Annotated in this window: 14 protein-coding genes; 1 reads left to right on the plus strand and 13 read right to left on the minus strand. The window is 40.6% G+C overall.

Annotated elements, in window-relative coordinates; genetic code table 11:
* Positions 1–3 precede the first annotated feature (3 nt).
* The 8 genes from NSQ62_RS13950 to NSQ62_RS13985 form a co-directional block, all read right to left on the minus strand.
* Entirely contained in the window at positions 4–702 is a 699-nt protein-coding gene (locus NSQ62_RS13950) for a gamma-glutamyl-gamma-aminobutyrate hydrolase family protein (RefSeq protein ID WP_341320739.1), read from the minus strand.
* A complete protein-coding gene (locus tag NSQ62_RS13955; protein ID WP_341320740.1) occupies positions 699–1,415 on the minus strand; it encodes a gamma-glutamyl-gamma-aminobutyrate hydrolase family protein in 717 nt (238 codons plus the stop codon). Before NSQ62_RS13955 ends, NSQ62_RS13950 begins: the two co-directional genes overlap by 4 nt.
* A gap of 203 nt (positions 1,416–1,618) precedes the next feature.
* Complete coding sequence (locus NSQ62_RS13960; RefSeq protein ID WP_341320741.1) at positions 1,619–2,161, minus strand: 5'-3'-deoxyribonucleotidase; 543 nt, start codon at positions 2,159–2,161, stop codon at positions 1,619–1,621.
* A 71-nt stretch (positions 2,162–2,232) separates the two neighbouring features.
* Positions 2,233–2,940, minus strand: coding sequence for a DNA alkylation repair protein (locus NSQ62_RS13965; RefSeq protein WP_341320742.1), 708 nt, complete (start codon positions 2,938–2,940; stop codon positions 2,233–2,235).
* A gap of 579 nt (positions 2,941–3,519) precedes the next feature.
* Positions 3,520–3,978: a VOC family protein gene (locus NSQ62_RS13970; protein WP_341320743.1), complete on the minus strand. Its 459-nt coding sequence runs from the start codon at positions 3,976–3,978 to the stop codon at positions 3,520–3,522.
* A 460-nt stretch (positions 3,979–4,438) separates the two neighbouring features.
* The gene (glnA, locus tag NSQ62_RS13975; protein WP_341320744.1) at positions 4,439–5,773 is read right to left on the minus strand and encodes a type I glutamate--ammonia ligase; all 1,335 of its coding nucleotides are present in this window, start codon (positions 5,771–5,773) and stop codon (positions 4,439–4,441) included.
* 66 nt (positions 5,774–5,839) lie between these two features.
* On the minus strand, positions 5,840–6,220 hold the full coding sequence (locus NSQ62_RS13980) for a MerR family transcriptional regulator (protein ID WP_341320745.1): 381 nt from the start codon (positions 6,218–6,220) through the stop codon (positions 5,840–5,842).
* Positions 6,221–6,428: 208 nt separating this feature from the next.
* Positions 6,429–7,676, minus strand: a complete 1,248-nt coding sequence (locus NSQ62_RS13985) for a methionine gamma-lyase family protein (protein WP_341320746.1) — start codon at positions 7,674–7,676, stop codon at positions 6,429–6,431.
* 118 nt (positions 7,677–7,794) lie between these two features.
* Here NSQ62_RS13985 and NSQ62_RS13990 point away from each other — a divergent pair, with 118 nt between their 5' ends.
* Positions 7,795–8,403 (plus strand): trimeric intracellular cation channel family protein, encoded by a 609-nt coding sequence (locus tag NSQ62_RS13990; protein WP_341320747.1) that lies wholly within the window; start codon positions 7,795–7,797, stop codon positions 8,401–8,403.
* A 222-nt stretch (positions 8,404–8,625) separates the two neighbouring features.
* Here the strand turns inward: NSQ62_RS13990 and NSQ62_RS13995 are convergent, their stop codons facing one another.
* The 5 genes from NSQ62_RS13995 to mutL all read right to left on the minus strand — a co-directional run bounded on the left by NSQ62_RS13995 (position 8,626) and on the right by mutL (position 13,039).
* Positions 8,626–8,928, minus strand: a complete 303-nt coding sequence (locus tag NSQ62_RS13995) for a rhodanese-like domain-containing protein (RefSeq protein WP_341323942.1) — start codon at positions 8,926–8,928, stop codon at positions 8,626–8,628.
* Between the two features lie 62 nt (positions 8,929–8,990).
* Positions 8,991–9,224, minus strand: a complete 234-nt coding sequence (gene hfq, locus NSQ62_RS14000; RefSeq protein ID WP_341320748.1) for an RNA chaperone Hfq — start codon at positions 9,222–9,224, stop codon at positions 8,991–8,993.
* 88 nt (positions 9,225–9,312) lie between these two features.
* Positions 9,313–10,212: a tRNA (adenosine(37)-N6)-dimethylallyltransferase MiaA gene (miaA, locus tag NSQ62_RS14005; protein ID WP_341320749.1), complete on the minus strand. Its 900-nt coding sequence runs from the start codon at positions 10,210–10,212 to the stop codon at positions 9,313–9,315.
* On the minus strand, positions 10,205–11,122 hold the full coding sequence (locus tag NSQ62_RS14010) for an alpha/beta hydrolase (RefSeq protein ID WP_341320750.1): 918 nt from the start codon (positions 11,120–11,122) through the stop codon (positions 10,205–10,207). Before NSQ62_RS14010 ends, miaA begins: the two co-directional genes overlap by 8 nt.
* 36 nt (positions 11,123–11,158) lie before the next feature.
* A complete protein-coding gene (gene mutL, locus NSQ62_RS14015; protein ID WP_341320751.1) occupies positions 11,159–13,039 on the minus strand; it encodes a DNA mismatch repair endonuclease MutL in 1,881 nt (626 codons plus the stop codon).
* Between the last annotated feature and the right edge of the window lie 7 nt (positions 13,040–13,046).

The following is a 13,046-nucleotide window of genomic DNA, read 5'->3' on the forward strand; positions in this document are numbered from 1 at the left end:
TTTTTAGCTTTTATAGTGAATCGCTGCTTCTATAAAGCTTTTAAATAATTTATCAGACGGTATATCATTTTGTAACCCTTCCGGATGCCACTGAACACCGATACAATATGGATGCTCGGGATGTTCGATCCCTTCTACTACACCGTCTTTTGCACGTGCATTCAATAAAAATCCTGGCGCAATGGCATCAACCGCTTGATGATGGAAAGAGTTCGTTAAAATCGAATCTTGGCCAATAATTTGCTGTAATTTTGATGGGAACAGTTCGACTGTATGCGTTAATTCATGACGCATTGAAGCCTGTGTATGCTTCAACACATGCTCTACTTGTGTATCAATATCTTGATATAATGTACCGCCAAAAGCTACATTCATTACTTGTTCCCCGCGACAGATCCCGAGTAGTGGCATCTTGCGTTCAAATGCTTTTTTCGCCATTAAGATCTCGCTTTGATCACGCTCATCAATGACCATACCAAGCTTTGGATGTGGCTCTTGGCCATAGATAAGTGGGTTGACATCATAGCCCCCAATTAATAACACACCATTCAAACTATCTATTACAGAATCTACCGTTTCTTCATCTAAATACGGAATGCAAAGAGGAATCCCACCCGCGCGTTTAATCACATTAATATACGTATTATTAATTTCCATTTTGCCTTCAACTGGGTGCATTGTTAAACCAATAAGTGGTTTCATGGTTTTCCTCCTACTAATGACGTTTGGCATGCCTCTACAAAGCTTGAAAATAGGCGCTGCGCATGAATATTGCCTATTGGCGCAAGTTCTTCTGGGTGCCATTGTACGGAAATACAATATGGATGATCCTCATGTTCCATCGCTTCAATGACCCCATCTTTTGCTACAGCAGATAAGATAAGCCCTTCACCGAGCTCCCCTACTGATTGATGATGGAACGTGTTAACACGAAACACCTCATCTTCAAAAATCACCTTCATTTTTGGTGTTAATACTTCTACACTATGTGCGAGTGCACCACGCTTTGACGCTTGCTTATGACCAATTGCCCCTTCAACTTGCGACGGGATATCTTGCAGTATTGTACCCCCAAAAAAGACATTCATAATTTGCATCCCGCGGCACACACCTAAGATTGGTAGATCACGCTCAAATGCACGCTTCATCAACAATAAGTCACTGTCGTCACGCTTACGTACAACACGACCGATATTTGGATGTGGCTCCTCGCCAAATAGCTCTGGATCAATATCCTCGCCACCAATTAAAACGATACCGTCCACTCGGTCTAATAAAGCATCCACGTTTTCTTCCGTCGCATTAGGTAAACAGATCGGAATCCCACCTGCAATTTCAATTGAATCTAAATAGGCATTGTTGATATCTAATTTTTTATCAATGTCATACATCGTTAAGCCAATTACCGGTTTCATCTCTCTATCTCCCTTTACAGAAAATGATAATTATTCAAACTATTCAAATTATAACAGGAGATGACACGACTTAAAATTAGAAAAACACATTTCGCGCCAAATAGCGCGAAATTATGTCTTTTCTTATGTGGATTTCCTTGAAAAAGTTATACTTTCCTATCCACTAAAAAGATGAATCCATACAACCGGATTCATCCTAGAACTTATTTTTGTAGTTGTTCGACAAAGTACGCCTTGATCTCTTTCCAGTTATGCACGCGTTTATAACCTTCTTCTGCAGCATTGTAAGGCATTGAATATAAAATACCAGTTCCTTTAAACGACGCCAATTGACGTGGGCTATCGTCGATTAAATAATCCGTATGTATAACGGCCTTATTGCCACAAAATACAATATTTTGCGTTTTTAAAAATGGAAGATGCTCCATTAACCAGTCGTACTTTGCATTAAATGAACCTGGTACATCCATTGCCGCTGTCGCGATATAAATATCAAAATGTTCTTGTAATTCTTTAATAACCTCAATGCAATCTGGATCTAAGACTGCTAAATCGCGGAAATACTCCGGTTCATTTAGGAGAGCAAATAACTTCTTTGCATCCTCACGTGGTAAATCACGCTGTGTAGTTAGTAAAAATTCCTCTTGTGTGAAATTTGTTCCAAAATTTTCGTTATATGTGATGCACATTTTAGAGTAAAAATCCGCTAACACTTGGTCCATATCAATCGCAATACTTGGTTTCATGTATGTTGCCTCCCTAATGATTTCCTTATTTCAGTTTATACAATGCACTGTATAAAAAACAAGCTTTTGCTCTAGCAACGTACATATTTACGCTTAAAGCCGATGCGCCCCTTTTCAATTTGCTTTTCAATGTCGAGTGCTGCATGCAAAACTCCAGGTACCTTACCTTCTCGTTGCATTTCAACTGGTCCAATTTCATGGGCAATTCTTAATGCTTCGTCATGTAACGGTTTATAGGACACCCCTACCGTCATTACAAAATTATTCATTGACGCTTGAGTACGTGGTGGCGCGTTATGGATTTCTACTTTCACCTGCTCTAGCATCGCTTGAATTTTTTTCGAATCAAACTCTTCGTCTTTACGATTGCCAAGTAACCAGCAATAACAGCTCCACCCGGCTGACATTTTTAGCTCCTCGCCACTTGTAATCCATTTATCGCTCACCTGCTGCGCGATATCTGATTCAGCTAATGTGACCGCCACCACATAATCGGAAAGCATATAAAAGTAAGCCCCGTCAATCCAGCGGTCATAGTCGGCTTCTGTCATCGCCTTTGGGTCGGCAATGACGCCAGCAAAATACATCGCATCATAATTGCCTGTTGCATATAGTTGTTCAGCTAATTGCTGATTGATTTTAATTTCTTTTTTTAATGGCTTCATTGATCCCGTTGTCACGCCAAACACTGGCTCTATTGCACCGTTTGACATGTAGATTTTTTTCGTACGCTCTTTACCCAAAGCCTCAAGCTCTTGCATGACTGTCTCAAATTCCAATTTGCATACGTCCCTTCTCTTTCGCATTCGCTCTTTATAGTTTAACAAATTTCTAATTGATAAGAAATTATACACAGAATAATTAGTCTTTCCTCTTTTGCACATTTTGTATGTTATATTAAGAAAGTAGTAAACGAGCAAGAGCATTTGACATCGAATCATACTGATATAAAGACTTTACGTCAGAATGATTGGGTGCCAAACCCATTAGAGTTCTTCAGGAACAAAGAATTCTACCGCAGCATCTCTTTTGAGGTGCTGCTTTTTTGTGTTTTATATAGTAAAAAGAAGAATCTGAGAATGATATCCCAGTTTCCTCTTCATCTATTAATACATTTTTAAGTATTGATTGCGTTCCCATATTAAATAAAGATAAGACCTCTGCAAATTAATTTTGTAAGGTTTTATTTATGCATACATAATGTTTAATTCCCCTTAGACTTCAATTAAAAAAACCGTATATCTCGTGACTTTTCTCAAGGGTAAGGAGTACTGCCAACATTACTTAAACGCCCTTGTAATCCATAATTCAAAATTAACAGCTTTAATATAATTTCCAATGTTAGCGATTTTCTGTTATTATTCTTCTCTTTTCAACCAATCTTCTAATGTCATCATTTTAAAATCTTCCTGGAAATCTAATCGAATGGGAGTAATCAATTCAATTGAGTTACCATCTGGATCATCAAAGTATATTGCGGCATGTGCATGAGGATTATTAGGTAATACAAGAGGTTGATGATGTTCATCAAAGCCAAATGAAGTGCGAATAGCTATTCCTTTATCATTCAACCACTTCTTAGACGAGATGATATCTTCCTGTTCAACTCGAAATGCGATATGCCGTATAGAAGGATGATAAGGTAGCTCAACTTTATCGCTTTCCCATAACCCAAGCCAACTTTCTCCTTTTACAATCCAGAAAAAAGCTAATTTATCCTGCTTATAGGCCATTTCTAATCCCAAATTCCGATAAAATGAAATTGAGTTTTCTAGGTTACTGACTGGTAAATGCGCTTCATATAAACCTTTTATCATAGTAACACCTCTATCATGAATATTACATTCATAATACCAATATAAGGGAATATTCACTTCATTCAAAGGTCTTATATTATTGGTGCGCCACTTTGATGGCATTTGCGCGATTGAACGTTCACCTCGTTTGATTAAATCATAATAAAGCTTTATATATTAAACATGAACCCCTGCCCATTCACTCAACAAGGCATACACACGTTGCAATACTTATTGAAGCGAACTGGGATTTGAAATCTATCGCAGATCGTTTAGGCCATAGCTCCCCTGTAACAACGTTGAATACTTATGCACATATTTCGAATAAAGTTGCAGAAAAAAGTATGGATAGTTTCGAAAAATACATGGAGAAATTGGGGCAATAAAAAGTTTGTGGGCAATTTGTGGGCAAACCAAAAATGGCTTGTGGGCAAGAAAAAAGAAAAAAGCGTTGGAGCATAGAGCCCCAACGCTTCATCTATTAATACATTTTTAAGTATTGATCGCGTTCCCATTGGTGTACTGTTGAACGGTACATGTCGAACTCGATTTCTTTTGCTTCTTTAAAGTTTGCATAGATGTGACCACCTAATGCAGATTGAACAACTTCATCTTTTGCAAGTAACGCAAGGGCGTCGTCTAATGCAGCTGGTAAGTTGTCGATACCATTTGCTTGGCGCTCTTCTTCGCTCATTACATAGATGTTGCGGTTAATTGCTGGAGGTGGTGTCATCGCTTTACGAATACCTTCTAAACCAGCCTCTAAAATAACAGCCATTGCTAAGTAAGGGTTTGCAGATGGATCCACCGAACGTACTTCTACACGTGTTGATACACCGCGTGAAGATGGGATACGGATTAGTGGAGAACGGTTTTGTGCAGACCATGCTACGTAACATGGCGCTTCATAACCCGGTACTAAACGTTTATATGAGTTGACAGTTGGGTTTGTAATCGCTGTAAAGCCTTGAACGTGCTTTAACACACCCGCCATGAATTGCATCGCTGTTTCAGATAAACCAAGTTCTGTTGACTCATCGTAGAATGCATTTTCTTTGCCTTTGAATAATGACACGTTAAAGTGCATACCCGATCCAGCTTCACCGAATAATGGTTTTGGCATGAACGTTGCGTGTAAGCCGTGTTTACGAGCGATTGTTTTTACTACTAATTTAAATGTTTGGATGTTGTCACAAGCTGTGATGGCATCTGCATATTTAAAGTCGATTTCATGTTGACCTGGTGCTACCTCATGGTGAGAAGCTTCGATTTCAAAGCCCATTTCTTCAAGTTCAAGAACGATATCACGACGGCAGTTTTCACCTAAGTCCGTTGGTGCTAAGTCGAAGTAACCACCGTTGTCATTTACTTCTAACGTTGGCTCACCTTTTGCGTCTAATTTGAATAAGAAGAACTCTGGCTCAGGCCCTAAGTTGAAGTCTGTGAATCCTAATTCTTCCATTTCCTTTAACACACGCTTTAAGTTGTTACGTGGGTCACCAGCAAATGGCTCACCTTTTGGATTATAAATATCACAGATGAAACGTGCTACTTTTCCTTTTTCAGCTGTCCATGGGAATACCATAAACGAATCGTAGTCAGGGTATAAGTACATATCTGATTCTTCGATACGTACGAAGCCTTCAATTGAAGAACCATCAAACATCATTTTGTTGTCTAGTGCTTTATCTAGCTGGCTTACTGGAATTTCAACGTTTTTGATTGTGCCTAAAATGTCTGTAAACTGTAAACGAATAAATTTAACTTCTTCTTCTTGTACAAGACGTTTAATATCGTCTTTTGTGTATTTACCCACTAAATTCCACACTCCTAAAATTGTTCAGTACCGATCGAATCGATCTTTTTATTTATAATTCACACGTTATTGGTAGAAACGTGATAAATCCCCTTGTCGGATAGATGACTTTTGCATACGCTGTGCTTGGCGCATTTCTTCTCGTAAAATTTTACGCAACTCTGTATCTGAGATTTCTTTGTTCGCTTGTTGTAATGCTGGATTGTCCTTCATTTCGAACACTTTTTTAATGCCCGCCATGTTTACGCCTTGCTCAAGCATATCTTTAATTTCTAATAATTTGTCGACATCGTTAAGTGAGAACATACGTCGGTTGCCCTCTGTACGGTGTGGCTGAATTAAATCATGTTCTTCGTAATAACGAATTTGGCGCGCAGTCAAATCAGTTAACTGCATCACGATACTAATAGATAATAGTGGCATTGAACGTCGAATTTCGCTACTCATTTAATCCACCTCCCTTGCATACATAATACGCCTTCGTCACATCCGTTGTCAATCCAATGTCAGAAAAACTAACACAAGGTGTAAAAGCTAGCATTTTTCATTCTGAAAGTAGCGAATTATCTGTTAATCATTCGGTTTTCATCCAATTATTTCGATTTTTTACCTACATATTAAAAAAAGTCGTCCGATTACTCGAACGACTTACTTGTTACTTTAATTTTTGTACGGCTGCACAAATCGCGTATTTCACGTGCTCATACGTTAAACCACCTTGTACGAACGCGGTATACGGCGGACGGATTGGGCCGTCTGCTGTTAATTCAATACTTGAACCTTGTACAAATGTACCCGCTGCCATAATCACATCATCCTCGTAACCCGGCATATATGCTGGCTCCGGTGCGAAATGGGCGTTAATTGGCGAGGCAGCCTGAATTTCACGACAAAATGCGATCATTTGCTCTGCCGTTTGGAATGACACCGACTGAATTAAATCCGTACGTGTATCAGTGTAATGTGGCGACGTTGTCATGCCGATTTCTTCTAGCATTGCCGATGTGAAAATCGCGCCCTTTAAGCTTTGTGCGACAACATGTGGTGCCAAAAAGAAGCCTTGGTAAAAGTCTGCTAATGTATTTAGTGAAGCGCCCGCCTCTGCACCGATACCTGGCGACGTCATACGGTAGGCACATTTTTCTACTAAATCGGCGCGACCGGCAATGTAACCACCGATTTTCGCCAAGCCACCACCTGGATTTTTAATGAGTGAGCCGGCCATTAAATCCGCACCAATTTCTGTTGGTTCTAACTCTTCGACAAACTCACCGTAACAGTTATCGACAAAAATCACTGCCTCAGGTGCGATTGCTCGAATATTTTTGATCATTTCACGGATTGCTTCAATCGTAAACGAAGGACGTGTTGCGTACCCCTTTGAACGCTGAATGGCAATCATTTTTGTGTTTTCTGTTACTTGTGTTTTTACACCGTCCCAGTCAATGTCTTTGTTATCGATTAAATCGACATGACTGTAGCCAATTTTATAATCCTTTAAAGAACCTGTGTCCTTCTCGCCACCATCCACAATAGATTGTAACGTATCGTACGGTTTGCCTGTAATATATAAAAGCTCATCGCCTGGACGAAGCACGCCAAAAAGGCTTAACGTAATGGCATGCGTACCTGAAATAATTTGCGGACGTACTATTGCCGCTTCTGCACCGAAAACTTGGGCATACACGCGCTCTAAATTATCACGACCTTCGTCATCATAGCCGTAACCCGTTGATGGATGCAGGTGAAAATCACTTACTTGATGAGTACGGAATGCTGCTAATACTTTTTGTTGGTTTAAAAATGCGCGGCCATCTACCGCATTATGATAAGGACGAACTTTCTCTTCGATGCGTGTTGCTAACTCAATTGTATCGTTCGTTAAATTTGATTGAAATGCCATGTTTCTAACTCCATTCTTTTATTCAAACTCCCCCTATTATACATGAAAATTTTTCTTTTTGACGAATGATTGAAAAACTGCTATTCTCATTGTCTAGTAACTTTAAGGGGGCTGTGTAATGGCTTGGGATGTGTTTAGTGTGATTGGCACGATTGCCTTTGCTATTTCCGGTGCGATTGTCGCGATGGAAGAAGAATATGATTTATTCGGCGTTTATATATTAGGAATTGTAACCGCTTTCGGTGGTGGGGCCATTCGAAACTTACTGATTGGCTTACCGGTCTCAACACTGTGGAGTCAGGAAATGATGTTTCAAATCGCGCTTGCTGCGATTACGATTTTCTTTTTAATGCCACATCATTTAATTAAGCATTGGAATCGTTGGGGGAACTTTACTGATGCAATTGGCTTATCGGCATTTGCAATTCAAGGGGCGATGCATGCGGTTCATTTACAATTACCGCTTGCGGCTGTTATTGTCGCAGCTGTTTTAACTGGTGCTGGTGGCGGAATTGTACGCGATTTACTTGCCGGTAGACGCCCGATTGTTCTGCGTCATGAAATTTACGGCGTTTGGGCAGCTTGTGCAGGTCTATTAATCGGTTTAGAACTACTAAGCGGCGATTTTTTCTTATATGGCTTGTTTATTGTCATTACCGTTTTACGCATCTTTTCCTATACGCGAGATTGGCGTTTACCGATGCGTAAATTACAGTATACGAAATAAGCAGAAATTTGGGCTACATGGTGGACAGTTTTATCTGTCTTCATGTAGCTCTTTTTATTTTGCATAGAGATATAGCGGTCTGGTGCATAGCCAATATAGTTAAACAGAACAAGTCGAAACGGTTAACACTTCATTTGGGTCATATAAAAATGCCTCAACTCATTAACGCAAAAAGGGCTTGTTCAGAAATCACTCTCTGAACAAGCTCTTACGTTTTTACGACTATTTAAACTCTAATTCGCCGTCGTACGCCATCATACCGCCTTCAAGGTTTGTTACATCAAATCCTTGATCCGCTAAGTATTCACATGCATTGGCACTACGCACGCCACCTTTACATACTAAAATGTATGGTTTAGAAGCGTCTAATTCATTAGTACGCTCTGGAATTGAACCAAGTGGCATATGTACAGCGCCTGGAATCATCCCATGCTCTACTTCAAAATCTTCGCGCACGTCGATTACGTTTAAATCCTCGTTTGCATCTAATAAGTTTAATAGCTCATCTTGTGTCATTGTTTTCATCATAAATCCTCCAATACTGCTTGTATCTTAGTCATTATAATCAATCCAACCGCAAAGTGCTATTAAATTTGTTCCTCATCAGATAAAGCAATGTTTTTTGAAGGCACAAATGTTGAAATGGCATGCTTATAAATCAATTGCTGTTTGCCATCTGTTTCTAATAACACGGTAAAATTATCGTATGATTTCACTAAACCTTTTAATTGGAATCCGTTTAATAAAAACACTGTTACGAAAATATTATTTTTGCGCATATTGTTTAAAAATGTATCTTGCAAGTTAATCGATTTTGTCATCGTTTTTCGTCTCCCTCATCCATAAAATACATGCAATACTTACCTATTCGTTATTTGTACAAATTATCCCTTCAAAAATTAGAACTTTTTAGAAGAAAGTTTTTATTTTATCCCATTCTTTCCCAATCCATTCAATTTCCATTTTATTGCGGAAATACGTTAATTGGCGTTTTGCATAGCGTCGCGAATTTTGTTTTACTTGCTCAATCGCTTCTTCTAACGTCACAAGTCCGTCAAAATACAGATAAAACTCTTTATAGCCAATCGCTTTAATTGCTTGTACATCACGGATGCCGGCATCATACAATGCGCGCACTTCCTCAAGCAGACCTGCTTCCATCATTAAATCAACACGTAAGTTAATGCGCTCATATAATTTTTCGCGCTCCATATCCATGCCAATAATTAAATGATTGTACAGCGCTACATCCCCACGATTAAATTGCTCTTCTGCACGTGATACGCCTGCAAGCTCCGCCATTTCGAGTGCGCGGATGACGCGGCGTGTATTATTTGGATGTATTTCTGAAGCTGCCGCGGGATCAATGTCCACTAATTTCGCATGCATCGCTTCTGGGCCAAGCTGTTCAAGCTCTTTATAGTAGGCATCGCGCGCTTCCTCATTCACTTCCTGCTTCGTAAACTGGAAATCATAGAGCACCGATTGCACATACAGTCCGGTACCCCCGACTAATATCGGCATTTTTCCGCGCGACTGAATTTCTGCGATTTTCTCGCGCACAAGCGTTTGATATTCTGCTACCGAAAAGCCCTCTGTTGGATCTTTAATATCGATTAGGTGATGCGGTACACCGTCCATTTCCTCTGGTGTAATTTTCGCTGTACCGATATCCATCCCGCGATAAATTTGCATCGAATCGCCGTTAATAATTTCCCCGTCAATTTCTTTTGCTAGACGGATGCTTAATGCTGTTTTTCCTGATGCGGTCGGGCCAATGATAGCCACGACGTCAATCTTTTTATTCATGTTTTAACCACCGTATTATACTTTCATAAACTTTTTCTTTTTTCACTTCATTTAAGATTTCATGGCGCATCCCTTCAAAAAGCTGCACCTTCACATGCTGTACCCCTGCATCGGCGAGCTGCTGCCCCGCTTTTATGACGCCGGTCGCCTCTTTTTCACCGACAGGATCCTGTGTCCCACTGACAAGTAAAATTTTCAAATCACTACGTATGCCAGCATTATCAGTTGGGTTACTCATATGCTGCGCCATTGCTCCTGTTAAATCCACATAAAACTGATTCGTCGAGATAAAGCCACAATACGGGTCATTGATATATTTCTGTACTTGTGCAGCATCAGACGAGAGCCAATCATAGGCTGTTTTTGGATTTTTAATGAAGGAATTAAAGCTACCAAAGCTCAATTTGTCCATGAGCTTACTCGGCTCTGCTGGTCCACTTAGGTTCACAAGCTGATTGGCGAGTACATGCCCAGCTTTATGCATAAGTGATGGCGAGCCTGTCCCACTCAAAATCAAGCGTTCGATTTCTTCGCTATATTTTTGTGCAAAGCGACGTGCGACAAATGAGCCCATACTATGTCCAAAGAGAATCGGACGCCCATACGCAGCCTGCTTCACTTCATTTAAAATTTCACGAACATCATCAACGACTCGTTCAAATCCGTTTTCTAAGTCAAAGTAGCCTAAAATGCCGTTGTTTGCTGTAGTGTAGCCATGACCTCGATGATCATGTGTTGTGACGAAATAGCCCTGCTCACACAGTGCTTCGGCAAATGCCTCATAGCGTGCACTATGCTCAGCCATCCCATGTAATAGATGAATATGTTGTTTCGGATTTTGCGGTTTAAATGTTCGTACAAAAATATCGTAGCCATCTGTCATTGTTAGATAAAACGTATTTTTCTCCATAATTCCACCCCATCAACTAAAATGATATTCCCTTCTTTACATCACACGTTTAAACATTTTTTCTACTTCATACGACGTAAAATGAATCAATACTGGGCGCCCATGCGGACATGTAAATGGATTGTCAGCATTGCGCAAATCGGCAATGAGTCGCTCCATTTGTTGCTTGTCTAAATAATGATTCGCTTTAATCGACTTTTTACAGCTCATCATAATCGCAGCATCTTCCCGTAGTTTCTTTATATCCGTTTTACGCGCACTTAACACTTGTTCAATAAGTTCTTCAATGAGCTCCTGCTCTTCCCCTTTTGGGAACCACGTTGGATATTCACGTACAACAAATGATGCATGGCCAAATTCCTCTAAATAGACGCCTACTTCTTCGAGTGCCGATATCGATTCTTTTAAGCGCAGCGCTTCATCTGCTGCATAATGGAACGTTAATGGCATGAGTAATGTCTGACGTTCATTGGCATTGACGTCCCCAACTTTATCACGGAAAAACTCGTATTTAATACGCTCTTGCGCGGCATGCTGATCGATTAAATAAAAACCGTCCTCCATTTGTGCCACGATATAGGTACCATGGATTTGCCCGACGATTTCCACCTGAGGGAAATGGCGTTTTTGTTCTGACGATTGTTCGGTAGGTTCCACTTGCTCTGTGTAAACAGGCTCATCATACGGTAGAATCATTTCTGACACGGGTGATTCGGTACTTATCGGTTGCGCTTGTTCCACCAAGTGCTGCTGAACGGGTAGCGGTGCATACGGCTCTTTTACAACACTCGGCTCAGCTGCTAAGCGCTCAACAATCGTATTTAATTTCGTCGCATCAAAGGTTGGTTCTGGTGTTTTTTGTGGATTCCAAATATCCAGCTGTTCACTCGGTACACGTACCGGCTTGTCTTTTTTCTCCGCTAACGGAATCCGAATGACATTGCGAATGGCCGCGCGAATAGTTTCTTCTATTAACTTTAATAATTCGGGCTCTTTACTTAACCGAACCTGATGCTTCGCCGGGTGCACGTTGACATCGGTTAACTGCGGGTCACCTTCTACATACAAGAGCACAATTGGAAAACGCTCGATTGGCAAATACGTATGGTACGCATCGGTAATCGCCTTTTGAATAACAAAATGCTTGACCCAGCGACCGTTTACAAACAGGGACATATAGTTTTTCGAAGCACGTGTCACTTCCGGTAAGCTCGCATAGCCATGAATTTTATAGTCATTGTTACTACCTTCAAACGCGAGCATTTTTTTCGCATTGTGTACCCCATAAATCGCAGCTAACACTTGCTGTACGTGCCCGCGCCCATTTGTTTGAAGTAAGGTTTGCCCATTATGCACAAGCTTCATCGCGACTTCTGAGTAACCAAGCGCAATACGGTTCACAAAATCAATCGTATGCCCTAGCTCGGTTTGAATCGTTTTTAAATATTTTAAACGTGCGGGTGTATTAAAAAATAGCTGGGCAATTGTAATATCCGTACCGCGGCGTAGTGCAGTTGGCTTATGCTCTTTTACATGACCGCCCTCTAAATACAGGTGCACACCACCGTCACCGTCTGATGTACGGAGTGTCAATTTCGAAACGGACGCAATCGATGCTAAAGCCTCCCCGCGGAAGCCAAGTGTACGAATACGAAACAGATCCTGCTCTTTTTCAATTTTCGATGTCGCATGGCGAGAAAAGGATTTCAGCGCATCTTCTTCGTCCATTCCACTGCCGTTATCCACAACTTGAATCGAACTCAGACCCGCTTCTTCAAGAAAAATTTCAATCGATGTACTGCCAGCGTCAATCGCATTTTCAACGAGTTCTTTCACAACCGATGACGGTCGTTCTACTACCTCACCCGCTGCGATTTTATTCGACAGCCATTCATCCATAATTTGAATTTTTCCCATGCGTTTC

Origin of the sequence: Solibacillus sp. FSL H8-0523 (assembly GCF_038051985.1) — a bacterium.
Taxonomy (GTDB): domain Bacteria; phylum Bacillota; class Bacilli; order Bacillales_A; family Planococcaceae; genus Solibacillus.